We start from the raw sequence: 25,413 nt of genomic DNA, 5'->3' as shown, positions 1-25,413 counted from the left end.
TGTGGACATACACGTCCTTGCTCAGGTCGTAATTGCGCTAGCTGGAACCTTCCTCCAGGTAGATGCTTTCGTCATCGCTGTCGATTTCGCCACCCCCCTACTTTCATGAAAATTCACACTCCCTTGGCAAATTCTTTATTATTATGCTAATTTCGACATAACAGCCCCAAATCCTTTTTTAGGGTTTTAGGGTGCCAGGCACCTGGGTAATTTTTCCGGGTGCCTGGCACCTGGGAGTATCACAATGAAACCTGAACCAATACTGGTCACCGGCAGCAACGACCATGAAAAAAGGATAAAAAACACCCACCCGAAAACCAGCACCGCAGCCAAAACAACCGGCCTTATAAATAAAAAGACGGGCAACACTGGAAAAATGTTCCCCGTCGCTTAATACAGAAGCACTTGAATCTTGGCAACAGAGCAAATTGTTTATAAAATAGATGCTGCATTCATCCCAGGCATCTCAAGTATATTTCAATGGAATCCATAGCGGATTGCAAGGTTAGCTCCAGGAAGCTATCCAATTTTCCTTCCTTGGAGGCTTCCTCCAGCGCTTCCAAGTACCTCAACCGGTCCTCTTTTTTGAAAATAACCGGTGGGTAGCCTTTCTGCATTAGGGAAAAATTCATTAAAAGTCTGGCGACCCGGCCATTGCCGTCAATGAACGGGTGGATAAAGGTGGTGCGCCAGTGCAACATTGCAGCCGCTTTTAACGGGTGTTCCGCCTGCCAATCAGCATTGTATTTATCCACCATTTCCCTCATCAGGGCAGGCACTTCTATGGCCTCGGGAGGCTTGTGTTTACTTCCGGTAATAATTATGTTTTTTTCACGGTACTTTCCCGCTTCGCCGGGAAATGTACTTTTTAAAACCATATGATGAATATTTCGAATAAACGTTTCCGTTAAGGGAATTTTTTCATGGATATAATCCTCGATATATTCTATGGCATCTTTATGGTCGATAATTTCCAAATGTTCGCGCAAAGTTTTACCGCCTACCGTTATTCCTTCCAATACCATCTGCGTTTCCCTTAAGCTTAAAGTATTGCCCTCAATGGCTGTGGAATTATGCGTCCACTCTACAACATAATATTCTCTCAATTTGGCCGCCACCGCCGGTGGAAAGGGGCGATAACTGTCAAGCTTTTTTTTGAGTTGGTCTATTTCACTGAAATCCCTTCGCTTTTGGGGACCGTGTGTCACAATTCCATTCCTTCTTTCAGGATGTATTCCCGCACTTTCAATGACGAGGTCAGGAAGTGCCGGGCACCCGGGCACCCAAGGCATCTTGCACTGCGAGGTACGTTTCGTAATCCAAATCTTCCTCGTGTGCCAACAATTCATTCAGAATAGATTCGGCATCCCCGGACCGCCCATACCGGTCAAGAAACATAGCATAACGATAGCGGATAAAGCCGGTTGTTCGAATACTTTGCGCATCTTCCATTCCCCCGGTTTCAGGATAAAACCATTCCCGTGTCACACTGCATTCCAATATTTTGCCGGGTTTACCAGTGTTTAAGCCTGGGGATTAAGAACGATTAACCCATATTCTTTTGCTAAACGCAAAAGCTTTAGATCAGAGCAAACAAATACCGGTTTTTCAGGCAAAGATAGAGCCCTCTTCCTGTACATAACGTTTAAACAGGGCGCTGGTATCAAGAAAATATCCTTCTGTCACGGTTTAAATTTCCTCCCGCTCGGTGCGTATCCTCTTAGAGATTGAAAAAGGTAGCTTTTTTAAAATCTGTCTCGCATCTTCCGGCTTGGCGCGTCCGGCAGAATGTTTTTTACTGTAGTTCAGTAAAGCCTCTTTTCCCGTATTGGCAGGTATGGTTTTAAAAACTAATTCATTTCCTCTTAAAAAGGTTTCCAGGTAATCCCCTTCTTTTATTTTTAATTTATCCCTTAATTTTTTGGGTAAAGTTATCTGACCTTTGGAAGTAACTTTAACTCTTTCCACAACAACACCCCTTGGTAATGCAGTCCCGGTGCCAGGCACCTGTCAATTTCCGATGACACCATAAAATGGCTAAGGGCATCCTACCGGGATGAGCAATTGATCCAAGTAATCAAAAGCAGCCGTAAAATTTCCAGGAAAACTGCATCCCTTTGGCGGAACTACTTCAACTTGCCCGAGGAGGAAACGCCGCCGCCATACATTTGGGGCACCGCATATCTGAAGATTATGGAACCGTCCCCGTGTCGCAAATGAGATTCCCGCCGCTATTCCGCAATTTGAGCCAGCACTTCCAGGAATCTTTCCATGCTGTCCTTCAATCGTTTTAAAGTAGATTCCATATTATTGATCAGTTCTTCCATCTTGCCCCATTCCAGCTCGTACCCATAAAGGTTGCGAAAGCGATGTCTGAAGCTCAGATATTGCTGAATTTGCGCCGCCAATTCAGGATCTATAACCGCAGGTCTTTTAACCGGTATGTCCAGGGTCATTTGTTCCAGGAGTTGCCTGTGCCAACCTTCGCTTTTGGGCACCGTTTGGTCAATTTCCCGAGCTATGTTGACAAATATTTTTTCAATTCCGGAATAAAAGTCATGTAAGATAGAAGCGCACGCCCTTACCCGTACACTGTGAACCTTGAGTTCACGCATCCTGGTTATTGTTTTCAGTTCTTCCACCAGTTTCTCCAGGTTTAAAAGTTCCTTGCGTACCCGGACCTCCAGCAAAATCAGGTTGGGTGTCACAATTCCATTCCTTCTTTCAGGATGTATTCCCGCACTTCCGGATCGATCTTCTCCAGTTCCACCAGGTCGAAGTCAAAGGGCGCCAGAATATCCATCACTTCGGAATACAGCTTCCAGAAATTTGCCTGGTTATTCAAGCCGGAAACAGCAATATCAATGTCTGAATGTTCCATAAACCTTTCTTCCCGGAGCAGTGAGCCAAAGAGAATAACTTTACAACCATAGTTTTGTTTCAGGTGGACGGCCGCCCGTCTGACCCGGTCCGTGGCTTGCCTGTATCGCCGGGCCAGTTGTTGTTCCTTTTGTTTTTTATATTCCCGCCAACCGTCCCGGTATTTGGAAAACTGTTCGGGCGTCAGCATATTCGCGGCACTTCCTTTTAAGTATTTCGTTGGCTTATCCAAGAGTTTCCTGGTTTATTTCATTTTATTATCAACACTGTTTAACCGTCAATATTTTCTCCTTAACAGCAATCGAGCTGGCGGGGGCGATTAACCCCCGTTACCAGCATCGTGTTTGATACACCCCACTATGTTAGTTGTGGGAACACGTGTTCTCGGGTAGTGCCGGCATTCATCACCCACTTTAGAAGTGGGTGTCTTCTGCCGGGATATGATAAAAAAATACCTATAAAAATGGTATCCAGGATTATGGTATAATGATGGCAAAAATATTCATATCAACTGACCATCCCCAATATGTTAATGAGGGTGAAGTATTATGGATGCCATCGCAGAAAAAATCGCACATTACTTTTCCGGCAACAGTCAAATTTCAGCTGTTTACCTTTTTGGTTCCGCAGCTAAAAATCTGATGCGACCCAAGAGTGACATTGATATTGCCGTATTATTTGAAACAAAAATAAAAAGCAAGATAAAGCGGTTTGATATTGTTTTGACAGCAAGTATGGAACTTGAAGACATAATTGGTCGACCGGTGGACGTAGTGGATATTTTGGAAGCTCCCCTGGTATTACAGCACCAAATACTGAAAACGGGGAAACTACTGGTCGAAAATAACCGGTTGGCCAGAATTAACTTTGAGGTTAATTCACGCAGGCAGTATTTTGACATGCTCCCCCTGTATACGGTCAGGAACAAGAATATATTACAAAAATTCAAGGGGTAACACATATGGTTGAACCGTCCCCGTGTCGCAGCTGTGTCACAGTAATATCATTAAGCATTGATGGGCTTACCCTTACTGATAATCTCATCGTAAAGAAACTGGCCACTGTTAACCTTTTTGTATTCTTCCAATGAATAAGGTCTTGGGGAAATGTCCAAATCAATGTTCTCGCTGATTTCTTTCAACAGCACAGCTTCTTCCACATAGTCCTGGCCAAAGTCCGGGGAAATGACGGCCACGTCAATATCACTGGTTTCGACTGCATTTCCTTTGGCGTAGGAACCAAACAGGATGGCTTTTTCCACTCGGATATTTCTTTCTTTTACAGCCTTGATAAATTCCTTCACGATTACTTCAACATGCTTTTTAGCCATTTTGTCTCCTTTGAACGTTGCAAAATGTTCTTTGTATGCTCTGGTGTACATTTTGCTTCCAATTCCGCTTACTGACACATGAACATGGCCCAAAGGTATCTTTTTCCCTCGTAGCAGTGTTCTGCGGCTTCCAGGTCGTCCTCGGCTATTCCTATCCATACGGAAGTCTGTGCCCTCATTAATATTTCCCTCTTCCTTGAACCTTCCATACCAGGATTATACCAACTTAAATGAAGGAAATAAACAACTGTTGATTTCCATTCGGAATCAAGTGCGACAACGGAGACGGTTTAAAGGGCCAAGGGTCAGACCCATACATATAGGAAAATTTTGATTCGGTTAGTTTTTTACGTCAAATACTTGTTGATTATAGCAACTGAATACTGTTCATGTTTGGCACCCGAAGGAAACAGGCCCTCGCAACTTATTAATTTAACTTTGATATTAACTTAAATTAACTATTTTTTATATCTGGTGCCGATTTGCGCCAGAATTCCAGGAAAAACACCAGGAACACGCTGACCATCAGGCCCAGCACGCCGGCCACGGCCATGTTCAGCATTTTGCGGGGGCTGACCGGCTCTTCGGGCAGGGGCGCGTTCTGCAATATGATAAATAACCCCTTGCCGCCTGTTTTTAAGCCCTCTTCCAGATACTCCTTATCGGCCTTTAACTGGGTCACCGTACTATTGATTTCATCCCACCTGGCGGACAGTTTTTCATACATTGGATTCACTTCGGGAATAAGTATTACCTGGCCGCCGCGTTCCTTTACTTCGGTTGTGCCCAACAGTTTGGGGGTATTTGATGCATGACTGTTCGGCAAAACAAGCCACCAAAAATAATATACGGAATCATGCCCAAAAAAAGGACTTTGTATAAAATTGTCGAATACACCACTCCGCACGCAATTATTTAATTTTAAAGAAGGAGTGGTTTTTTTGGCTGCAAACAAAAAAAGGGTCATTGCCAAACTACTTTCAATCGCCCTGGCCCTTGTTGTAGCGTTAACAGCTTTCAGCAGTCCGCCAATACCGCCCCGGGCGGAGGCCGGCACGGCAGTCAATGCACAAAAACAACTACGCCCGCCCGGTGCCGGCGTGTACCCACCCGGCATTGACGGCAGCATAAAGGAAACAAAAAGCCAGCCGGGATTCTTTTCCGCCGCGGGGTCAATGCGGCCCGCCATTTCGCGCCGGCCCACCACCGGAGACCAAAAACTATTGGTCATCATGCTTGAATTCCAGGACGTGAAATTTACCCACGACAAGAATTTTTATTATAATCTCATCTTTGGCGAAACCGACAGCCTCAAGGCATATTACCGGGAAAACTCTTACGGAAAACTCAACCTGATTGGCGATATAAACGACATTACCGTGATCCAAAGCGTCTATGATATGGCTTATTATGGAGCGGACAACGGAGTGATAGACAGCCCTGAAATCGACGAAATGGCGCGCGAGGCCGTGCGTTTGGCGGATAAAGCCGGAGTCGATTTCAGCCGGTACGCCACCGATGGCGTAGTAAACAATTTTCTTCTCATCCACGCCGGCCAGGACCAGGCACTTACCGGCACCTCAAATGACATCTGGTCTCACCAGTATTTTATTCACGAACGTGAAAACGACTTGGTAACCAGCATTGGTGAAACCGTGGACGGGGTGGAAGTAGTTGAATACGCTACGGTGGCGGATGACGGGTACCTGGGCACCATGGTGCACGAGTTCGGCCACCAGCTCGGCCTGCCGGACCTGTACGACACGGATTACGAAAAAAACGGCGAATCGTTCGGCGCCGGCGTGTGGGATTCCATGGCCTACGGCTGCAACCTGGGCGACGGTGCCAGGCCGGCCCACCTGTCAGCCTGGTCCAAGCAACTGCTGGGCTGGATAGAACCAGTCAACGTTGTATACAGTGACAACTATTCAATCAGCGAAGCGGTATACGGGGCCGGGGAAGCCGCCGGCTTTTACCGCCTGTGGACCAACGGCCAGGCGGGCGACGAATACTTTCTGGTGGAAAACCGCCGCAAGTACGGGTTTGACGCCGAGCTGCCCGGAGATGGCCTGTTAATCTGGCACATAGACGATGCTGTAGGCGACATTAATTACAATGATATCAATACAAACCCCACAGATTTAAGGGTAGCCCTGGAACAGGCCGACGGGAAAAATGATTTGGAGAACTTAAACAACGCCGGTGATGCGGGAGATCCTTTCTCCACTTTAACCAGCACTGAGTTCAGCCAGTTGACCAACCCGTCAAGCAATCGCAAAGACGGCAGTCCCAGTTACGTCAGCATTACCAACATATCCGCCCCGGCAGACGTTATGACGGCCCATTTTACCGTTAAAAAGCCCGTAACCGGCACGATAAGCCTGGATAAAACCCAATACACGGGCACCGGCGCTACGGCAATCATCACTGTCAACGACGCGGACCGGGATACCGACAGCAGCATTAACACAATTACAGTGCAAGTAACCAGCACCAGCGATGCCGGCGGCATTGACGTTGCGCTCAACGAGACCGGAGCCGGCACAGGCATTTTCACGGGGAGCTTCGGATTTACAACTGACGCATCAGGGAACAACCTTATTAAGGTGGCCGGCGGGGATACAATCACCGCAACCTACTTCGACCAGTTGAACGCCTCCGGCAAAACGTCCATTCTTACCGCCACCGCCACCTGGTTGCAGAGCACCACTACAGGCGGCGGTGGCGGAGGTGGCGGAGGCGGTGGCGGAGGCATTACCGCTCCCCAAGTTACCGTACCACCGGGCGCCACCAAGCCCCAAAGCGATGCAGCGCTGGAAAAAGCCATCGAGAACAGTTCCGCCACCGGAATAATAAAGATTACTGCTGAACCGGGGGAAAATAATATAGCCCTGACCACAAAACAAGTGGAAAAGATTGAACAAACCCAAAAACCTCTAACAATACAAATACCGGGCATTTCCTTCACCTTCCCCGCCGGAGCGCTGCAGGTGCCGGAAATGCTGGGCAAAGACGTGGTTCAATTTGAAATCGGCGCCCGGGCCCTGGGAGCAAGTGAGAAAGCCAGCATATTAAGCAACGCCCGGCACAGCCACCTGTATATCCTGCGGAGCGAAATTTACGATCTTTCCGCGGTAACGGTAACCCGATCCGGCCATAAAAACGCCATTAAGCTTTTCAACGGCAATGTCATGGTTGCCCTGCCGGTCCCGGCAAACTACCGTGAAGCAGCGGCCCGGGGGAAAATCAAAGCCTACCGCTACAACCCGGAAAGCAAGGCCTGGGACGCCGTGGGCGGCGACTATGACGCGGCCACTACCAGCATCGTGTTTGAAACACCCCACTTCAGCCATTACGCTTTGCTGGAAATGGCTCCTAAAAAACTTGAGACATCGCCCTTTACAGATATAGAAAATCACTGGGCCAAAGATGATATCGAGTGGATGTACACCCATAACTACGCCAGCGGCAGAAGCCCTTCCCGGTTTGAACCGAATGCCGGCATTACCAGAGCAGAATTCGCTGCGCTGCTGGTGAACGTGCTGCAGGTGGAAAAACCGGCGGAGATACCTTTTACGGACGTCCCACAAAACGCATGGTACAGGGACAGCGTCGCCAGGGCCTTTGGAGCCAAACTGGTGAGCGGCACCAGCGCAGTGCAATTTCAACCGCAAGCCCTGATTACCCGTGAGCAAATGGCGGCCATGATCGCCAATGCCCTCAGGTATAAAGGGGTGCATATCAGCAGCGCCGCAACACTGGAATCCTTCCAGGACCGTCAAACCATCGCCGCCTGGGCTGTGGATTCAGTGAGGCTGGTTGCCGGGGCAAACATCGTCACCGGCAAAGCAGGAACCAACGGCCCTGTTTTCGCCCCCAAAGACACCGCAACCCGGGCGGAAGCGGTGGTCATGCTCAAGCGCTTATTAGGTGAATTGCAAGGGCCGCAATCTTGATATTGCTGTGTACAACAAAACCGGGGTGGCCTGACCGCCCCGGTTTTCCCTGCACAGAACAACAGCTCCCTATACCCTTTCGACAACGGCTTTCCTTCCCGGCTCAATTTCCAGCATCAACAACCAGGGAATCATGCCGCTGTCGCATTAAGCAAAATTCTGAAATAAAATAAAAAAACCCCCGCCGGCGCGTGGCCGGCAGAAGCTGTTTGATGTCGCGACACTCGAGAACCGTCCCCGTGTCGCGTGTTTTAATTTAACTTTGATATTAACTTAAATTAACTATTTTTTTATATCTGGTGCCGATTTGCGCCAGAATTCCAGGAAAAACACCAGGAAAACGCTGACCATCAGGCCCAGCACGCCGGCCACGGCCATGTTCAGCATTTTGCGGGGGCTGACCGGCTCTTCGGGCAGGGGCGCGTTCTGCAATATGATAAATAACCCCTTGCCGCCTGTTTTTAAGCCCTCTTCCAGATACTCCTTATCGGCCTTTAATTGGGTCACCGTACTATTGATTTCATCCCACCTGGCGGACAGTTTTTCATACATTGGATTCACTTCGGGAATAAGTATTACCTGGCCGCCGCGTTCCTTTACTTCGGTGGTGCCCAACAGTTTGGGGGTATTTGCCATCTCCTGATTTATATTTGCCAGCATTCTTTCAGCTTTGATAATTTCCCTTTCTTTATTATAAATCAACCTTTGGCGAAAATCGTTTACGCTGATTTGCCCGAACAAGTTGGCAATTTGCCGCACAAGCTCCGGGTCCGTGCCGGTGGCGGTAATGGAAACAAGGCCCGCTTCCTTGTTGACTTCAGTCTTGACCGATTTTTTAAAGGATGTCATGGTGTAATCTTTGTCACCTAGCCGCAACTCTTTATAGACATACTCCATTCTCGCGGGGGTAAGAACCAATTCTTTATAACTCTCCAGTGACAATCCCTGTTGTTCTATAAAACTATTATCAAACATAATCGCCGCCCGGGCTTCGTATTTCTCAGGCAACACAAAAAAACTGAACACACCGGAAACCAGCACCACGGCCAGGCAAATGCCGGCAATCAACCACTTTCCACTGATTAGTACCTCAATCAATTCGCGAAGGTTAATTTCTTCTTCCATGATCGTCAACTCCTTGTGCCGTTTATTTATTTGTTATGACCATCAATAAAATCCAGCAATTCCCCGGTTTTTTGCCTTAACAGCGACGGGTCGCCCTTTGTTTCCACGTTTAGGCGCAACACCGGCTCGGTGTTGGACATGCGCAGGTTGAAGCGCCAATCGGCAAACTCCACGCTCAGGCCGTCCGTGCGGTCGATGGCCACCCCCCGGGCAAAGCGCTGCTCGACAAGCCTCATGATTTCCCCCGGGTCGGCCACCCGCCGGTTGATTTCCCCGCTGACGGGGTACCTGTTCACCCGTTCGCCAACCAGTTGAGATAGCGGCTTTCCCTCCCGGCTCATGATTTCCAAGATCAGCAACCAGGGAATCATGCCGCTGTCGCAGTAAGCGAAATCCCTGAAATAATGGTGGGCCGACATCTCCCCGCCATAGACAGCGTCTTCCAGGCGCATGCGCTCCTTGATAAAGGCGTGCCCCGTTTTGCACAGCACCGGAACGCCGCCCGCCTCCCGCACCAGTTCGATGGTGTTCCAGGTCAAGCGGGGGTCGTGAATTATTTTGGCCCCGGGATAACGGTGCAGGAAAGCCCGGGCCAGCAGCCCCACGATGTAATAGCCTTCAATGAAATTACCCCGCTCGTCGAAAAAGAAACACCGGTCGAAATCGCCGTCCCAGGCAATTCCCGCGTCCGCCCCCGTTTCCCGCACCGCCCGGGCCGTGGCCTCGCGGTTTTCCGGCAGCAGGGGGTTGGGAACGCCGTTGGGGAAACTGCCGTCCGGCTCGTGATTCACCTTGATAAACTGAAAAGGCAGGTGCGGCTCCAGGGCGTCAATGACCGGGCCGGCGCAGCCGTTGCCGGCGTTGACCACCACCTTGAGGGGGCTCAATGCGGAACTGTCAATATAGGACAATAAGTGCCGCACATAGGCTTCTTTTATGTTTACCTGTTTGCAGGACCCCGTTGGCCCGAATAAACTCGTCCCTGATTTAAAGCTCCCGTTGACTACCAGTTCCTCCAACTCCTGCAGCCCGCTGTCACCGCTTACGGGCCTGGCCCCGGAGCGAACCAGCTTCATGCCGTTGTATTCCCGGGGATTGTGGCTGGCCGTGACCATAATGCCGCCGTCCAGCTCAAGGTGAAAGGCGGCAAAATACACCTGCTCGGTACCGCAAAGACCCAGCTCGATGACATCACAGCCCCCGTCCGCCAGCCCCCTGGCCAGGGCCGCGGCCAGGGCGGGGCTGGATAAGCGCACATCATACCCCACAGCCACTTTACCGGTTTTAAAAAGCTCCACATAGGCTCTCCCGATGCGATAGGCCACCTCTTCGTTTAATTCCTCCGGAACCCGCCCGCGTATGTCATAGGCTTTAAAGGCATTGCGGCAAACCTCGAAGCTCTTTTGCATAATGCCATTCCTCCATTTGTCGCCCCGTGTCGAAATCAGGACGCGCCGGATACCCGGCCGAAATCATCATCAAACCTGACTATATCATCTTCTTCCAGGTATTCGCCAAGCTGCACCTCTATAACCTCCAGCAAAACCTTACCGGGGTTTTCCAGCCTGTGTTTGTATCCCGATTTTACAAAGGTGCTTTCGCCGCTTCTCACGAAAGACTCCACCCCTTCCACGGTAACCCTGGCCGTTCCCTTGACCACAATCCAGTGTTCGCTGCGGTGGTGGTGAAGCTGGTAGCTCAGCTTTTTGCCCGGCAAAACGGTGATTCGCTTGATTTTATAAAACAGTCCTTCCTCCAGAATGGTATAGGAACCCCACGGCCTGTAAGTAGTCAAATGAAAGTCCGCCCGGGGATTATTGCCGGCTTTTAACCGGTCAACCACTTCTTTAACTTTTTGTGATTGGTCTTTTTTGCAAATAAGCAGCGCGTCTTTCTGGTCAACCACAATTAAATCGCTGGCGCCGATTAACGCCACGGTTTTATCCTTGCTGGTGTATAGTAGATTGTTTGACGAATCAATCAATATGTCACCGTTAAAAGTGATATTACCGTTTTCATCCCTGGCAAATTCGTCATAAAAGGTATCGAAACTCCCCAGGTCGCTCCACTTGATGTTTAACGGAATGACGGCCACCCGCCCGGATTTTTCCATAATGCCATAATCTACGGATATGCCGGGCGTTTTTTCGTAAATTTCATTAATATCGCTTGATTTAAAGGCTTCATGGACTTCCGGGCAGTGCCGCCTGACTTCTCCGGTAAAAATATCCGTCCTGAACATAAACATGCCGCTGTTCCACAAGTAACCCTTTTCCAGGTATTCCAACGCGGTCTCATGGTCCGGCTTTTCTTTGAATTCAGCGACCCGGTAACCGGGCCCCAGGGGCGCCGCGGGCTTAATGTACCCGTAGCCTGTATGCGGCTTGTTCGGGCGGATGCCAAAAGTTATGATATATTCCCCGGCCAGTTGCTCACCTTGCTTGACGGTGCGGATGAATTTTTCCTCATCTTCAATCAAGTGATCGGACGGAAAAACCGCCGTTATATCGTCACCCTGCTTTTGTATTTCCTTTACGGCGTAATAAATGGCCGGCAGGGTATTTTTACCCTGCGGTTCAACCAAAATATGACTTTCGGTAAACCTGTAGCCAAGTTCCTCAATCTGCCCCAGCACCAGGAATTTATAGTTTATATTGGTCACTATGTATATTTCCGCCAAACCGGCAAGTTTCAAGCACCTTTCAAAGGACAGCTGGAAAATGGACTTGTCCATGTTTTTCAATTTTAAAAACTGCTTCGGAAAGTTATTTCTACTCAAAGGCCACAGCCTGGTGCCGCTGCCCCCGGCCAAAATAACAGCTTTCATAGTTCAGTCCTCCAATTGATCTTTTCAGAACGCTTATAGCAAAAACGAATTCGACCATAAAACAAATCAAGCTGGCGATCAATATATTCACGCAGTTCGCGCCGGAACCGCTCGGGTGAAAAACGCAGGGCATTTTCGCGGCAGTCCTGCGGGGAGATTTTATGACCTTCACGCTCAAATAACTCCACCGTTTCCACCAACGAAGGTACGGTCTGTTCATGAAAAAATACCCCGGTGGGTGTAGGATGTTCCAAACCACGTATTGTTTCCAACACCCCACCTTTACCATACGCAATCACCGGCGTACCACAAGCCTGTGCCTCGACCGGCACAATGCCAAAATCTTCTTCAGCGGCAAATATAAACGCCCGAGCCCTTTGCATATAATCCTTCAGCACATTAAAAGGCTGATAACCCATTAGTACCACATTAGCTCCCGCTTTGGCCCGGACCTTTTTAAAATCCGGCCCGTCCCCGATAACCACCAGTTTTTTATCCGGCATCTTGGAAAAAGCATCTACAATTAGATCAATCTTTTTATACGGAACCATACGTGAAGCCGTGAGATAAAAATCCTCCTTGGATTCCGATAAAGAAAAAGCCTCTATATCAACAGGCGGGTAAATAACAGTGGATTCCCTCCGATACACTTTCCAAATACGCCTGGCTATAAAATGGGAGTTGGCAATAAATCCATCCACCCCATTAGCTGTGCGATAATCCCAAAGGCGTATTTTATGCAATAACCACCTGGCCAACCAACCCTTTATCCCTTTATCCAAGCCGGACTCCTTTAAATACTCATGCTGTAAATCCCAAGCATAGCGAATAGGCGAATGTACGTATGAAATATGAAGCTGGTCCGGTCCCGTCAGCACTCCCTTGGCCACCGCATGAGAACTGGAAATTACGAGGTCATAACCCGACAAATCAAACTGTTCAACGGCAAATGGCATAAGTGGTAGATATTTACGATATTTATTTTTTGCAAACGGTATTTTTTGAATGAAAGAAGTATTAACGGGTTTATCTTTAATAAATCCCCTGTAATCATTAGGTATAAAATCAATAACACTAAATATATCTGATTCAGGAAAAATGCGAATAATCTGTTCTAATACTCTTTCCGCACCCGCATATGTTACCAGCCAATCATGTATAACGGCTATTTTCATTCAAAATAAGAACCTCCTTAAACTAACATTATACAAATAAAAATCTTAGCTTAGCTTTGCTTTAATGGCTTGCACTAATAGTTCTGAAAGCATATTATGGTATTGTTGCCTGAAGTGAAACCAATCCCAATTATAATAATTCCTATATGTTTTACTTTCCAATAAAGGAGAGTTTAATACTATATTTTTATACAAATCCAGAATCTTTTTATTTATTTCCATTGCCCTTATATTATGTATTTTGCCATATATTATTGAATTCACTTCAAACAAAGGCATTATTATTAATTCACTTGAGCTTCTCTTAATTATTCGAATAAGCTCTTGAAATTCGTAAATAATTTCATTGTTCGTAGCATAGAATTCCTGATGTAGACGAATAAATATTAATCGAATCACAAAAAAAGGGAACCTTAACAAATACTTAATGCCAAATATTGGTGGTACTGAAAAAAGAGAATCCCTGAACATTGCTAGCCCTTTTTTTCTAAAATACTTAAGAATATTTATAGGCATTCGAGGGTGAATATCAGGGTTGCCAATTTGAATAATACATAGATCATAATAATTTAAAGTTAAATTCTTTAAAGCTTGATTAATTTTTTTAATTGGCATACCACCAAAAGTTCTAATGTCTATCTCCCATTCTTTTATCCTTTCAGCTAATAAATATGAATAACTTGTAACTCCATAATTTGCCCCATGAGAATCACAGATTATTAGAATTTTTTTTTTGCCATTTTACGAATCAACCCTTTTATTAATTTTATTTGTAAACAACTTTAAAATTAACAGATTTAAAAATATAACCGCTTAAGATTATTGCTATTAAAAAATATAGCCCCATACCTGATTGAATCATATTTAAAAATGGGGAGTGTAAAATAACTGAAGCTATGTAAGGATATAGCAATATGTGCATAACTTTTCTCTTGGTTGCCTTAACCCAAGAACTTTCAGCGATTATACCCAGGATAAAGCAATAAATAAATCCGAACATACCAAAGTCTGTTAGCACCGGTCCCCAGAATGTCGTATATACACCTTTTGTTTCTACAATGGAATCTAAAAAACTTTTATTGATATTGCTTAAATTTAATGCGGCTAGAACTTTCCAAATTGGGTAAAACTGAAATGCTCCATAAGCCATGTTATCCATATCAAAATAATTAAATAATAAAATAAATTGATAAAAACCATGAATAAAATAGTGCATAATACTTATAAATGTATAAACAATATATCCCAAATAGTCATTGCTCTCAACTATACTCCATACATAATCATTTATTGCTAGATGTCTTACGGTTTCCATATATTTTAGGTGGGTTTCTACCGTAAAACCCATTTCATACAAGCGGCTAATTAAGATTCTTATAGAATATGCAAAAAACATTAAAAATACTACGATAAGATCTAAAATCATTTTTATGCTATTTTTTTTGATCTTAAAGTACAATAAAAATTTTTTTATATCCAAAATTTTTATATTCTCTGATATAGCAGCTGATGCTATAACCATAATTATTACTAGAGTAATTGTTGTTCTTCCACCTCTAAGTATTGTATATACAAAAATAGTACTTGCAGCAAGAATAGCATAAAACAGTTTGCAACTTGACAACTTATCTTTAAAATTTATAGCAATTATCAATAATACTATACAAAGAGGGAAAAGAACAGCTGATAAAATTGATACTAAATTAGTACTACTCTCTATGTAGTAAATTCTAAAATTGGTAATTGAACCATAAGAAAAAAAGGACTTTAAATAAATTAAGTCATAAAATCTAAGAAAGATTCCAAGAGTGGCAAGAAAAGCTATAATATTGTAAGCTTTATTTATTTTCTTAATACAAATAAAATCGCCGCAATTTTTAGCAGATCTCTTCAAATAAGAAAAACAAATGACATCATATAAATATGTACCCAAATAAAAAAAAAGTATATTTATTATTAGATACATTAGCGCTTTTATTGAGAGTTCAACATTATATTCTATTGGGGCTATTAATTTCAAAATAAACCATATTAATATGGAAATACTTAATAGATATCTTGGAGAAAAATATTTCATTATGCTTCACCATTATTTTTATATAAATATTTTAAAACTTCTATAAAGCCCTGAGATACTGCTTGAATATTTGATTCTGACATACAAATTGGAGCTGATTTAGGGTCACTAATAATTCCCTCAAAAGAGTTCGCCAACATATGAGCCAAAGCAAGGACATCCTCTTTATTTTCTTTATTAGACTTACTACATTTTCCTTGAATATAATTGGCTATCATATTAATATTATCTAAATAAGTAACACTAGAAAGAGAATTAAAGAACATTTTACTTAATGTGACTGCTCGTTTATTATGTAGGCCAGCTTCGAAAGCCACTGTTCCAGAAACTGTTATAACTAACTCTGATCTTTTAATTAATTTGTGAATATCAACAAAGGGATTTATTAATTTCACTCCGGGAATCTGCTTTATTCTTTTTAATTCAACAATAGGTCTATCCCCAAGACAATTAGCGTGTTCTTTTACATATAATACTACATTATGAGGCAGATTCATAGCAATAGTTTTAATAAGTTCAATCTGATTCTGATATTTTACACCTAAAACATCCAATGAAGATTCCGGCTGCTTGTGTAGTGTATATAAAACATATTTTTCTTCTTTGGGTTCTTCAAAAATAGACATTTTGTTTGCTAATAAGTATCGCACGGGCTTTAAAAATTTCTTTTCATATTTAAAATGGTAAAATAATGGCTTAACTGTTGCATCTGTTTTAGATTCAGTTAATGCCTCTATTGTTTTTGAGAATATGGTTGAGATCATAGATAAATTATACTTGGGCTTTGAATTTGACCAATGCCAATAATTAGGTCTCATTCCCTCATTAACTACCTTTGAAATTACTGTTAATGCCTCATTTATATATTGATAATCTTCTTCACTTGCTTTTATAACATGAAAATCAGATTGTAAATATCCCTTAAAAAAAGCAAATCTATTACTAGGTATTCTTAAAGTGTGTGGACATAAAAAATGTATATTCTTTTGTTTGCAAATAATCGCTGACAAAACTTCGTGTATTGCTGTTGCTTCACCAAATATTACTTTTATATTATTCTTATTTATAAAATATTCTATATTGGTAATTAGATATATAATATATTTTCTAGCTTCTGACCACTCCCATTTACTAACCACTCTATCCATATAAAATATAGTCTTAATATTCTCTTTTGTTTCTCTCTCAAATTTGTCTAATAAATAAATAAGGTCTTTCTCGCTTACTTGCCATAAATTAGCAAAGTCCCTACGAAGTACAATAATATCTTGCCTATTAACACCTTGATTTATGAGCCACCTACTCCACTTATTTGAGGTTGAAATCCAATATACATTATATCCTAAATTCATCAAGTTATCGGCTATAGCTTTAAAAAAAATCGTCTTATAAAAGCATGTTATAAATGCTATATTCATTTTTTAATCCAACCTCTATTCATATTTACAAAATATCATATATCCTCTTCTTACCAACAGCAGCAAACTTTAGAGTAGATAACACCAACGTGGCAATTAATATACTTAGTGATGCACCCAGGGAACCATAACTAGGAATTAATAAAAAATTCATAATTATTGATACTACCAAAGCAACAACGGTGCTTTTAAGAATTGCAATATCCATCTTTCTTATGTAAAGTATATAGTGCGGTATTTGTCCAAGAGTTTTTATGATTACTGAGATTAAAAGCATCCAATATGTTATAATATAATTAGCATATATTGTTTTTTTAATTAGCAAAAGCAACGGATTAATTCCTAATGCAGCAATTACTGAAAGTAATATTACCCCACAAATAGAACCTAAACTCATCTTTTTCATTAGAGCATGGTATTCTACCATCTTGTTTTGCTGGTAAGATGTAATAATTTTTGGAAGCAGTATCATAACAACGCCCGTAAAGACGAAAACTTCTACTACATTAGCTATGCTAAAATAAAAAGTAAAAACACCTACCAATGCTTCCCCATGATATAGCTGTATAAAATATCTCCCTCCGTATTGCATAATTTGTAAGGATATTGTAGCACAAAGGAACGGTAATGAACCCACTAAACCTTTACGAATCCAAACCCAGTTAATTGGAATACTGAAAACCTTCTCCCAATTTAAATATCGCAAGGCATATACACTCAAAATAATACTAAAAGAAGCACCTACCAACCATCCTAGCCAAATAGTAGTTAAGTTTTGTAAGTGTCGCTTGTGATAGATAATCAAAACTATTGCATATACCCATACTCCACTTCTAAAGAATAAAACTGTATTAGCCATAATGGGTTGAGACAGCGTAGTTAATAAACGAGTTGCTTCTTGTGATATATGTTCTAAAATTAATATGATGTAAAACCAAAAAAAATATTGCCAGGGTAAAAAACCAATAACAAAAACCAATAAAAGCAAAGGTAAAAAAAACAAATACATAATGCTATGAAAGACGATTTGATCTCGGACTAGTAAGGCACGTTTACTTTCACCGTGAGCTAAAATTTCACGGGTATTATAAATATAGAAATCCATTCCCAAAAAGTACAAAGAGATACTTATAGTAGCCGTCATTAACCCGTATATACCTAAATCTTTTGGCGATAAATAGCGTGCTATAAAGAGCAAGATAAGGAGTTTGCTTCCTAAAGTAAGCCCTCTTAATAATAGATTCAAGATACTTGTTTTAAACATATATTAACCTATCAGATCCCAACTAACTGGTGTACCTTTTTTGACATTTTTTATAACTCTTTTTCTTAGAAGTAAGTCAAAATACTTGGGTGGTAAGCCATAACCAGGCCTAATGACCCTCAAGTTTTCTTTTGTTAACACTTCACCCGCTTTCATATTTTCAGTAATATACAAGGAACGCCGGAATTTTAAAGACGCTTTTTCTTGTTCGGTCGGGCCATACGTTATTTTACCTAAAGCCTGCCAGGCACGCTCAGTTTCAACAACCAAGGATTTCATCTCGTGCGGTTCCACAGAAAAAGCGGAATCTACACCACCTTCTGTTCTGTTCAGGGTGAGATGTTTTTCGATAAAGGTAGCCCCCATGGCCACACTGGCTACCGCCACACCTATGCCCATAGTATGGTCAGATAGACCAACTTGGCAGTTAAAAAGCTCCCGCATGTGGGGAATAGTCACTAGGTTAGTGTCTTCTGGACTGGCCGGGTAAGTGCTGGTGCATTTGAGCAGAATAATATCTTCACAGCCCCCCGCTCTGAGGGTGGTTACTGCTTCATCTAATTCAGCAACACTGGCCATCCCAGTAGATAGGATTACTGGTTTACCTGTAGAAGCTACTTTTTGTAGCAACGGTATATCTGTGTTTTCAAATGAAGCTATTTTATAACAAGGTACATTAAGGGACTCTAAAAAGTCAACTGCCGTCTCATCAAAAGGAGTGCTGAAGGCAATTAAGCCTAACTCCTTGCACCTTTCAAAAATCGGCTTATGCCATTCCCAGGGGGTATAAGCCTGTTGGTAAAGTGCATATAGGGTGTTACCCTGCCAGGGGCTTCCCGGGTCATCTATAAAGAAGTCTTTATTATCAGTATCAATGGTCATGGTGTCTGCTGTATAGGTTTGAAGCTTTACCGCATGAACCCCTGACTTAGCAGCAGCTTCGACTATTTGTAATGCTCGTTCCAGTGAATGATTGTGATTACCAGACATTTCTGCCACTATAAAGGGTGGATACTGCGACCCTATGTTCTTATTAGCAATGGTAATACAATTCACCTTATCCCTCATTTCTCAATGTGTCTCCAAAAAACTAAGTATTGTAACTCAGCATAATTGCATAACCGTCAACAAACGTCTCATGCATCACAAGCAATTTTGGAGAATGCTTCTATATCCTGGGCAGTGATTAATTTGCTTTTTGCTGCTGTATCTCCTATATTCATGTTTTCACCTAAACGTAATCTTCTATTTCGATGATTGGGTAGGTATTTATAAACTGGTTTCTGATTGTTTCCCATTTCCGTTTAGTTATACTCATCCTTATAACATCAAAATACTCACCATTCTTAAAAATATGTTCTCTGAGTATTCCCTCTACCTCGGAACCAAACTTCTGGTGCAAGGATATGGCTTTAGAATTGAATTCAAGAACTTCAAACCAAAGCTTATTCATTTTCAATGAATAAAAAACATACTCATACACATTAACTTCAATGATTTTTGCCAGACCTTTCCCTTTAAACCTGTCGTCTGCAATATAATGGCCCAAAGAGCAATGATTATTCTGGTAGTCGATGTTAGTTAAACACAAAAGGCCTATGCTAATCGAGTCAACATTAATTATCCAGTACTTAACGCTAGGATCGGCTTTATTTTTCTCATACCATTTAACTTGCTGTTCGGGTGTTATTATAGGGTCGGTATACATATATTTTGTTATTTCAGGTAACATTCGCCATTGTCTAATTTGTTCCAGGTCATCATAGGTCACTTTTTTAAGAGCTATTTGCACTTAAAAACCTCCCCGCTTATTTTTGCATTGACTGAAAAACAAGCTATAGAAGCTAAAACTCTCTCTAACTGCAAATAATTCTAAGGCTTTTAAACTCATTGCAGATAGTCTATTTGGATCATTTATAAAGGAGTTTATACAGGAGCTAATCATTTCTACTGTTACCTCAGAAAAGCAGCCCAGATTATTAATAATCCCTTTCTCGTTTAAGGCTACACTAACTTCTTCCTGATTCTTGGCTATAACTATGTTAATGGCAGGCAGTCCCAGGTAACACCTCTCCCAGGTTGTAGCCCCTCCGGCTCCTACAGCCAGGTCAGCTTTTAGCATTAGTTCTGCCATATTATCGACCTGGCAGTGGTAGTTGAAATTAGAATATTGTGAGCATAGAGCCCGGATTTCTTCCTTTCGCTGATTCGATTTGCCTACTACTACATCAGTAATAATATCGGTCTTATTCAGCGAGGCGATAGCCTTTATAGCCTTTGCGGTTTCATTGCTGGGATCTACCCCTCCGAAAAACACCAGTATTCTCTGTATCTTATCCCTTACTCTAGCCTCTGGCCGAGCCTGGTGAAATTCAGACCTTAACAGTGCGTACCGGGGGCCTAAGAGCTTTCTGCAATATACTGGTACCAGATCATCATATCTGCTTTGATAGTTTGCGGTAAGGTTCTGGTCCAGCAATATATCGCAGTCATGATAGCGGTTGGCCAGGTCATCTATTACCATAATTTTTTTTACACAGTCTTTTACACTTTTTTCCCAGTTCACATCCAGGGCATAATGATCAACTATCAGCCAGTCAACACAATCCTGGGTATCTAATATATTACGTGTTTGTTCTGCATCAATCTGCCAGCTAACACCCAGCCAGCGTGCATAGCCTTCCAGGTGATCATCAGCAGATTGATCTGATCGGGGCAAATAGTGCACATGAAAGCACCTGTCAAGTGCTATATCGGCCAGGTTACCCGGCAGATCCCTACAAATAAAGTTTACACTAACATCTGCTTCCCTTAATTCTTCCGCCAGGGTAAGGCAACGCATTAAATGGCCGGAACCAATTATAGTTGATGAATCAGTTCTAATAAAGATTTTCATTTCAATATTCCTTCTGCTGAACATGCCTATTTATCTGTATCAGCTCCGGATGCTCGTTTAGCAATTGCAAACAATCTTCCAGGGTGAAGGCGGGATTTACTGGATAAATTTTTTCTAAAACGGCCTTTATAAGTTCAAAGTCTTCTGGCGTATCTACTGTCAAGCGATGATGGCTTTCATCTCGAATATAACTTAGATTTGTTAAGCTATATAGCTCTGGATGTTGGTAGATAAAGAACGTGACATGTTCCCGATCAGCTTTTCCTTTGGCCTTATTAAAGATCTCTTCCAACACCCGGTACGGGAACACTTCCGTATCCATACCCCGCGGGTAAGTCCTTTTAAGGGTATTGGACACATAATCATATTCATTGGTATTTTCCAGGTAGTGTTTTATCACTTGATCAATTACTCCCGGATCTATCAGCGGACAGTCTGAGGTTACCCGAACCACTACGTCTGCGTAATGCTCCCTGGCAGCTTCGTAATAACGAGATAGGACGTCCTCTTCTGAACCCCGGTAGTAAGGAACATCAAGCTTTTCGCACAAGTCGACGATAGGCAGATCGCTTGCATTGGTAGTAGTAGCAATGACTAGTTCATCCGCCAGTTTGACTCTCTGCAGTCTTTCTATCTGGTATTCCAGTAAAGGTTTGCCCATAACTTCTTTGAGAACTTTTCCGGGTAAGCGGGTAGAAGTCATTCGAGCCTGATTTATTATGACCACTTTCATGCCAGCACCTCTTTTACCACCTGAATTACCGTGTCAATCTCATTATCACTTAAGCCGGGGTATAAAGGTAAAGAGATCACTCGCTTATAATGGTCTTCAGCAACGGGGTAGTCATTCCATCGATAGCCCCACTCCCGCTGGTAGTAAGGCATAGTGTGTACAGGTATATAATGTACCTGCGCCAAGATGTTTTTTGCCCTTAAAACATGGTAAAACTTGTTACGATCAATTTTAGCTATATCTCTTAGCTTCACTGTATACAGGTGGTATGAACTATAACATCCCTCGGGCTCTACTGGTAAATCCAAGGGCAAATCTGCTAAAGATTGATTGTAAATCTGAGCAATTTCGCGGCGCTTTTTAACAAAGCGTTCCAGCTTATTTAACTGGGATAATCCCAAAGCACACTGTATATCGGTTATGCGATAGTTTAAGCCTAACTCCTGCATTTCATAATACCAGGGGCCATGGCTATCATAGTCAAAAATACTTTCATCGCGGCTAATACCATGATTGCGCAGCAATTTCAGCTTCTCAAACAGTTCTTTAGAATTGGTGGTTATCATGCCTCCTTCACCCGTAGTAATATGCTTCACCGGGTGAAAGCTGAAAACAGTCATATCTGAATATGTACAGTCTCCTATAACAGTATCTCTGTACCGGGCTCCCAGGGCGTGGCACGCATCTTCAATGACTATTAGATTATGCCGCCGGGCTATCTGGTTAATGGTCTCCATGTCACATGGTAAACCGGTATAATGCACTGGAATAAGAGCCCTGGTTTTCTCAGTTAATTGCTTTTCTATTTCCACCACGTCAATATTTCCAGTTAAGCGCTCAATATCAGCAAAAACCGGCTTAGCCCCTACATAAGCTGCACAGTTGGCCGAGGCAGCAAAGGTCATCGGTGAGGTAATTACTTCATCTCCAGGCCCAATCGCTGCAGCCATGCAAGCCAGATGCAAGGCAGCAGTACCACTGGATACCGCCACCCCATATTTTGCCCCTACCTTTTGCGCAAATCGCTTTTCAAACTCCTGGACATAAGGGCCGGTAGTCAAATAATCTCCCTTAAGTACCTTTACCACAGCTTCTATGTCATCTTTATCTATGTACTGACGGCCATAAGGAATAGGTTTGCCCAACTAGATCTCTCCTAATTATACTGCGTAGTTCTTCTACCGTAAGCCAGCGGTCATTATTGTCACTGCTATAGTAAAAACCCTCCGGCACCCTGCGGCCTCCGTTTGTAGCTAAGTAATGCTCCTGATCCCACCAGACGAAGGATGGCTGAATAACATAGTAATCATCATATTCTACGGTATTTCGGGCATCATCCACAGAGATCATATATTCGTGCAGCTTTTCACCGGGGCGTATGCCTACTATTTCAGTTTCGCAGTCCGGAGCAATAGCTTTGGCCAGATCCATGATGTTCATGCTCGGTATTTTGGGAACAAACAATTCCCCTCCCTGCATGCGTTCGAAGTTTTTCAGTACAAAATCTACTCCCTGCTCCAGGGTAATCCAGAAGCGGGTCATCCGGGGATCGGTTATGGGAAGCTTACCTTTATCCCGACAACTCAGAAAAAAAGGCACTACGCTCCCCCGGCTACCCACCACATTACCATATCTAACTACGGCAAAGCGGGTTTCCTTGGAACCAGCGTACGAATTTCCGGCTATAAAGAGCTTATCTGAACAAAGTTTGGTAGCTCCGTATAGATTGATGGGGTTGCAGGCCTTATCTGTACTGAGAGCTATGACTTTTTTTACCCCCCGGTCTATGGCCGCATTGATGACATTTTCAGCTCCGCCGACATTAGTTTTAATAGCTTCGATGGGGTTATACTCTGCTGCCGGTACCTGTTTTAAAGCAGCGGCATGAACCACATAATTTACTCCATCCATAGCCCGATACAGTCTCTCTTTATCGCGCACATCACCGATGAAAAAACGTAGCTTCGGGTGATGATTAAACTGCTGAGCCATTTCGTATTGTTTGAGTTCATCCCGGCTGAAAACAATTAGCCTATTTATATTCGGGTATTCCTGTAAAACTTTAGCGCAAAATTTTTTGCCAAAAGAACCGGTTCCTCCGGTTATAAGTACGGTTTTTCCATTAAACATATATTTAGACCACCTTTGTGTTTAACTAGCTTAATATGCCCCTTTCCTTCCCAGCACCACGCCAACGGTCCTAAAGAGCAGGCTGATGTCCAACCACAATGACCAGTTGCGCACGTACCAGGTATCCATGCGCAAGCGGTCATTAAATTCAATGTCATTGCGGCCACTTACTTGCCAAAGTCCGGTAATACCCGGTCGGGTGAGCAATATATCTTCCCGCCCTTCCATCCTTTCCCTCTCACGGGGGAGGTAAGGGCGTGGTCCCACCAAGCTCATTTCACCTTTTAGAACATTAAATATTTGTGGTAATTCATCTAAACTCAATTTTCTTATTATGCTTCCAACTTTCGTGACCCTTGGGTCATAATCCTTTAGTTTGGCATATTTGTCCCACTCTTTTTTTGCTCGAGGATGTAACGCAAGGTATTGGTTTAAAATCTCATCAGCATTAAGATACATGCTTCTAAATTTATAACAGTTAAATTCCTCCCCGTTTTTCCCAATACGCTTATCTTTAAAAAGTATTGGCCCTTTTGAATCTAATTTTATTGCTATACCAATAAGCAGCATAATCGGTGATAACAATGGCAAAAGTATAATTGATAATAGCAAGTCAAATAACCTCTTTACAGCTAAATTCATTTTATCATTCAAGTTATTTTTAATGCCGAGCACCAGGGTGCGTTCATTGAACAGGTACTGCACGTCAACCCCTTCCATGGCCATGCCGAAAAGATCGGGCACCACCAAAAGGTTATGGGCCTTGCGCTGTAACCGGTTGACCAGTTGGACCAGTTTTTTGGACTCCATACCGGGAGCAGCAACAATAATATCGCGGATGCCGCTTTGCTCCATTATGGCTTCTGCCGCATCAAAGCTGCCCAGTACCGGAACTTCTTGCCCCGAAGCCAGTTCGGGCGGGTGCAGTTGCTTGACTTTATCATCATCCAAAAATCCGACCGGTTTATAGCCTATGGTGGGTTCCCGGTGCAGGGCATTGGCGATAAGCTTCCCCGTTTCCCCGGCGCCGACGATAATGACCGGCTTTTCCCAGATATGCAACTTTACCAGCACTAACTTGCCCAGGTACCGCAAAGTTGGCACAATAAACAAACTAACAGCCCATGACAGGAGCACCAGGGTGCGGGAAGTCGCGTCCCCCAGCTTGGCCAAAAATACTATACATATGGCCACCAGAAAAGCCAGGGTGGTTGTTTTTACTATTTGGCCGGCTTCCTGCCAGAAGGGAAGGCGCTTTATGTATGATTTTTCGTAGATAAATAAGATGCAGCCAAGTAAAGGCACCCACCAGATAATTTCTAATACAACAAACAAGGATATTGGCGGAAAGGACTTGATCAATACGGGCAACAGCAGGGCCCTGATCACGAAAGCAATTAAAATACTTAAATAGAAAGCCAGTATATCATTGAAAATCAGCAAGGGAACAGCCAACAGCCGGAGTTTGCCACTATGCACTGCCTTTAAATGAATGGAAAGCTTTTCACCAGCTGGTAAATAAGGCCGATCAACCATACCGGCTGCCGGTGCGCTTATGGTTTTTAATTTCTGGTTATAACTCACGGTACCACAAGCCCTTCA

General features: G+C 43.3%; 26 protein-coding genes. 3 read left to right on the top strand and 23 right to left on the bottom strand.

What is annotated here, in order from left to right:
* The first annotated feature begins 244 nt into the window (after positions 1–244).
* On the top strand, positions 245–394 hold the full coding sequence (locus IT084_RS01245) for a hypothetical protein (RefSeq protein ID WP_195710367.1): 150 nt from the start codon (positions 245–247) through the stop codon (positions 392–394).
* Positions 395–452: 58 nt separating this feature from the next.
* Here the strand turns inward: IT084_RS01245 and IT084_RS18080 are convergent, their stop codons facing one another.
* The 5 genes from IT084_RS18080 to IT084_RS01220 all read right to left on the bottom strand — a co-directional run bounded on the left by IT084_RS18080 (position 453) and on the right by IT084_RS01220 (position 3,070).
* Positions 453–1,208, bottom strand: coding sequence for a Fic family protein (locus IT084_RS18080; RefSeq protein WP_207744357.1), 756 nt, complete (start codon positions 1,206–1,208; stop codon positions 453–455).
* 49 nt (positions 1,209–1,257) lie between these two features.
* Positions 1,258–1,452, bottom strand: coding sequence for a hypothetical protein (locus IT084_RS01235; protein WP_195710363.1), 195 nt, complete (start codon positions 1,450–1,452; stop codon positions 1,258–1,260).
* A gap of 237 nt (positions 1,453–1,689) precedes the next feature.
* A complete protein-coding gene (locus tag IT084_RS01230; protein ID WP_195710361.1) occupies positions 1,690–1,968 on the bottom strand; it encodes an AbrB/MazE/SpoVT family DNA-binding domain-containing protein in 279 nt (92 codons plus the stop codon).
* 263 nt (positions 1,969–2,231) lie between these two features.
* Positions 2,232–2,708 (bottom strand): hypothetical protein, encoded by a 477-nt coding sequence (locus tag IT084_RS01225; RefSeq protein WP_195710359.1) that lies wholly within the window; start codon positions 2,706–2,708, stop codon positions 2,232–2,234.
* Positions 2,705–3,070 carry a nucleotidyltransferase family protein gene (locus tag IT084_RS01220; protein ID WP_195710357.1) on the bottom strand — a complete coding sequence of 122 codons (366 nt, stop codon included), beginning with the start codon at positions 3,068–3,070 and terminating at the stop codon, positions 2,705–2,707. Before IT084_RS01220 ends, IT084_RS01225 begins: the two co-directional genes overlap by 4 nt.
* Before the next feature lie 358 nt (positions 3,071–3,428).
* On the opposite strand from IT084_RS01220, the gene IT084_RS01215 reads away from it, so the two are divergent.
* Complete coding sequence (locus tag IT084_RS01215; RefSeq protein WP_195710354.1) at positions 3,429–3,836, top strand: type VII toxin-antitoxin system MntA family adenylyltransferase antitoxin; 408 nt, start codon at positions 3,429–3,431, stop codon at positions 3,834–3,836.
* Between the two features lie 50 nt (positions 3,837–3,886).
* Here IT084_RS01215 and IT084_RS01210 read toward each other — a convergent pair whose 3' ends face one another.
* From IT084_RS01210 to IT084_RS01200, 3 genes are all read right to left on the bottom strand, one after another.
* On the bottom strand, positions 3,887–4,210 hold the full coding sequence (locus IT084_RS01210) for a nucleotidyltransferase domain-containing protein (protein WP_195710352.1): 324 nt from the start codon (positions 4,208–4,210) through the stop codon (positions 3,887–3,889).
* Between the two features lie 68 nt (positions 4,211–4,278).
* The gene (locus tag IT084_RS18075) at positions 4,279–4,389 is read right to left on the bottom strand and encodes a HEPN domain-containing protein (RefSeq protein WP_243276638.1); all 111 of its coding nucleotides are present in this window, start codon (positions 4,387–4,389) and stop codon (positions 4,279–4,281) included.
* A 275-nt stretch (positions 4,390–4,664) separates the two neighbouring features.
* The gene (locus IT084_RS01200; protein WP_243276636.1) at positions 4,665–5,036 is read right to left on the bottom strand and encodes a GNVR domain-containing protein; all 372 of its coding nucleotides are present in this window, start codon (positions 5,034–5,036) and stop codon (positions 4,665–4,667) included.
* A 115-nt stretch (positions 5,037–5,151) separates the two neighbouring features.
* Here IT084_RS01200 and IT084_RS01195 point away from each other — a divergent pair, with 115 nt between their 5' ends.
* Complete coding sequence (locus IT084_RS01195) at positions 5,152–8,166, top strand: M6 family metalloprotease domain-containing protein (protein ID WP_207744355.1); 3,015 nt, start codon at positions 5,152–5,154, stop codon at positions 8,164–8,166.
* 282 nt (positions 8,167–8,448) lie between these two features.
* Here IT084_RS01195 and IT084_RS01190 read toward each other — a convergent pair whose 3' ends face one another.
* The 15 genes from IT084_RS01190 to wbaP form a co-directional block, all read right to left on the bottom strand.
* Complete coding sequence (locus tag IT084_RS01190) at positions 8,449–9,291, bottom strand: YveK family protein (RefSeq protein ID WP_195710346.1); 843 nt, start codon at positions 9,289–9,291, stop codon at positions 8,449–8,451.
* Between the two features lie 26 nt (positions 9,292–9,317).
* The gene (locus IT084_RS01185; protein WP_195710344.1) at positions 9,318–10,700 is read right to left on the bottom strand and encodes a phosphomannomutase; all 1,383 of its coding nucleotides are present in this window, start codon (positions 10,698–10,700) and stop codon (positions 9,318–9,320) included.
* 35 nt (positions 10,701–10,735) lie between these two features.
* Positions 10,736–12,118 (bottom strand): mannose-1-phosphate guanylyltransferase/mannose-6-phosphate isomerase, encoded by a 1,383-nt coding sequence (locus tag IT084_RS01180; RefSeq protein ID WP_195710342.1) that lies wholly within the window; start codon positions 12,116–12,118, stop codon positions 10,736–10,738.
* Positions 12,115–13,293, bottom strand: coding sequence for a glycosyltransferase family 4 protein (locus IT084_RS01175; protein WP_195710340.1), 1,179 nt, complete (start codon positions 13,291–13,293; stop codon positions 12,115–12,117). The genes IT084_RS01180 and IT084_RS01175 overlap by 4 nt, the downstream gene beginning before the upstream one ends.
* A gap of 45 nt (positions 13,294–13,338) precedes the next feature.
* Positions 13,339–13,908, bottom strand: a complete 570-nt coding sequence (locus tag IT084_RS01170) for an SGNH/GDSL hydrolase family protein (RefSeq protein ID WP_195710338.1) — start codon at positions 13,906–13,908, stop codon at positions 13,339–13,341.
* Positions 13,909–14,059: 151 nt separating this feature from the next.
* Positions 14,060–15,370 carry an O-antigen polymerase gene (locus IT084_RS01165; protein WP_195710336.1) on the bottom strand — a complete coding sequence of 437 codons (1,311 nt, stop codon included), beginning with the start codon at positions 15,368–15,370 and terminating at the stop codon, positions 14,060–14,062.
* Entirely contained in the window at positions 15,370–16,788 is a 1,419-nt protein-coding gene (locus IT084_RS01160) for a UDP-N-acetylglucosamine 2-epimerase (RefSeq protein WP_195710334.1), read from the bottom strand. The genes IT084_RS01165 and IT084_RS01160 overlap by 1 nt, the downstream gene beginning before the upstream one ends.
* Positions 16,789–16,813: 25 nt before the next feature.
* The gene (locus IT084_RS01155) at positions 16,814–18,052 is read right to left on the bottom strand and encodes a polysaccharide biosynthesis C-terminal domain-containing protein (protein ID WP_195710332.1); all 1,239 of its coding nucleotides are present in this window, start codon (positions 18,050–18,052) and stop codon (positions 16,814–16,816) included.
* Positions 18,053–18,055: 3 nt separating this feature from the next.
* Positions 18,056–19,120 carry a pseudaminic acid synthase gene (gene pseI, locus IT084_RS01150; protein ID WP_195710330.1) on the bottom strand — a complete coding sequence of 355 codons (1,065 nt, stop codon included), beginning with the start codon at positions 19,118–19,120 and terminating at the stop codon, positions 18,056–18,058.
* Between the two features lie 163 nt (positions 19,121–19,283).
* Positions 19,284–19,844 carry a UDP-4-amino-4,6-dideoxy-N-acetyl-beta-L-altrosamine N-acetyltransferase gene (gene pseH, locus IT084_RS01145; RefSeq protein WP_195710328.1) on the bottom strand — a complete coding sequence of 187 codons (561 nt, stop codon included), beginning with the start codon at positions 19,842–19,844 and terminating at the stop codon, positions 19,284–19,286.
* Entirely contained in the window at positions 19,845–20,948 is a 1,104-nt protein-coding gene (gene pseG / locus IT084_RS01140) for a UDP-2,4-diacetamido-2,4,6-trideoxy-beta-L-altropyranose hydrolase (protein ID WP_195710326.1), read from the bottom strand.
* 1 nt (position 20,949) lies between these two features.
* Positions 20,950–21,681 carry a cytidylyltransferase domain-containing protein gene (locus IT084_RS01135; RefSeq protein WP_195710323.1) on the bottom strand — a complete coding sequence of 244 codons (732 nt, stop codon included), beginning with the start codon at positions 21,679–21,681 and terminating at the stop codon, positions 20,950–20,952.
* Entirely contained in the window at positions 21,678–22,826 is a 1,149-nt protein-coding gene (gene pseC, locus IT084_RS01130; protein ID WP_195710321.1) for a UDP-4-amino-4,6-dideoxy-N-acetyl-beta-L-altrosamine transaminase, read from the bottom strand. Before pseC ends, IT084_RS01135 begins: the two co-directional genes overlap by 4 nt.
* Entirely contained in the window at positions 22,786–23,811 is a 1,026-nt protein-coding gene (gene pseB / locus IT084_RS01125; protein ID WP_195710319.1) for a UDP-N-acetylglucosamine 4,6-dehydratase (inverting), read from the bottom strand. The genes pseC and pseB overlap by 41 nt, the downstream gene beginning before the upstream one ends.
* Before the next feature lie 30 nt (positions 23,812–23,841).
* Positions 23,842–25,395: an undecaprenyl-phosphate galactose phosphotransferase WbaP gene (wbaP, locus tag IT084_RS01120; protein ID WP_195710317.1), complete on the bottom strand. Its 1,554-nt coding sequence runs from the start codon at positions 25,393–25,395 to the stop codon at positions 23,842–23,844.
* Between the last annotated feature and the right edge of the window lie 18 nt (positions 25,396–25,413).

This window comes from Desulfallas sp. Bu1-1 (assembly GCF_015594625.1).
Taxonomy (GTDB): Bacteria; Bacillota; Desulfotomaculia; order Desulfotomaculales; family Desulfallaceae; genus JADNRQ01.
This window is presented reverse-complemented; position numbering and strand designations above follow the sequence as displayed.

What these genes read in the sequence shown, in the direction of transcription:
- IT084_RS01245 (WP_195710367.1), top strand. Translation starts at nt 245, where the DNA reads ATGAAACCTGAACCAATACTGGTCACCGGCAGCAACGACCATGAAAAA.
- IT084_RS01235 (WP_195710363.1), bottom strand. Translation starts at nt 1,452, where the DNA reads ATGGAAGATGCGCAAAGTATTCGAACAACCGGCTTTATCCGCTATCGT.
- IT084_RS01220 (WP_195710357.1), bottom strand. Translation starts at nt 3,070, where the DNA reads ATGCTGACGCCCGAACAGTTTTCCAAATACCGGGACGGTTGGCGGGAA.
- IT084_RS01215 (WP_195710354.1), top strand. Translation starts at nt 3,429, where the DNA reads ATGGATGCCATCGCAGAAAAAATCGCACATTACTTTTCCGGCAACAGT.
- IT084_RS01210 (WP_195710352.1), bottom strand. Translation starts at nt 4,210, where the DNA reads ATGGCTAAAAAGCATGTTGAAGTAATCGTGAAGGAATTTATCAAGGCT.
- IT084_RS18075 (WP_243276638.1), bottom strand. Translation starts at nt 4,389, where the DNA reads ATGAGGGCACAGACTTCCGTATGGATAGGAATAGCCGAGGACGACCTG.
- IT084_RS01190 (WP_195710346.1), bottom strand. Translation starts at nt 9,291, where the DNA reads ATGGAAGAAGAAATTAACCTTCGCGAATTGATTGAGGTACTAATCAGT.
- IT084_RS01185 (WP_195710344.1), bottom strand. Translation starts at nt 10,700, where the DNA reads ATGCAAAAGAGCTTCGAGGTTTGCCGCAATGCCTTTAAAGCCTATGAC.
- IT084_RS01180 (WP_195710342.1), bottom strand. Translation starts at nt 12,118, where the DNA reads ATGAAAGCTGTTATTTTGGCCGGGGGCAGCGGCACCAGGCTGTGGCCT.
- IT084_RS01175 (WP_195710340.1), bottom strand. Translation starts at nt 13,293, where the DNA reads ATGAAAATAGCCGTTATACATGATTGGCTGGTAACATATGCGGGTGCG.
- IT084_RS01170 (WP_195710338.1), bottom strand. Translation starts at nt 13,908, where the DNA reads ATGCCAATTAAAAAAATTAATCAAGCTTTAAAGAATTTAACTTTAAAT.
- IT084_RS01165 (WP_195710336.1), bottom strand. Translation starts at nt 15,370, where the DNA reads ATGAAATATTTTTCTCCAAGATATCTATTAAGTATTTCCATATTAATA.
- IT084_RS01160 (WP_195710334.1), bottom strand. Translation starts at nt 16,788, where the DNA reads ATGAATATAGCATTTATAACATGCTTTTATAAGACGATTTTTTTTAAA.
- IT084_RS01155 (WP_195710332.1), bottom strand. Translation starts at nt 18,052, where the DNA reads ATGTTTAAAACAAGTATCTTGAATCTATTATTAAGAGGGCTTACTTTA.
- pseI (WP_195710330.1), bottom strand. Translation starts at nt 19,120, where the DNA reads ATGAGGGATAAGGTGAATTGTATTACCATTGCTAATAAGAACATAGGG.
- pseG (WP_195710326.1), bottom strand. Translation starts at nt 20,948, where the DNA reads ATGAAAATCTTTATTAGAACTGATTCATCAACTATAATTGGTTCCGGC.
- IT084_RS01135 (WP_195710323.1), bottom strand. Translation starts at nt 21,681, where the DNA reads ATGAAAGTGGTCATAATAAATCAGGCTCGAATGACTTCTACCCGCTTA.
- pseB (WP_195710319.1), bottom strand. Translation starts at nt 23,811, where the DNA reads ATGTTTAATGGAAAAACCGTACTTATAACCGGAGGAACCGGTTCTTTT.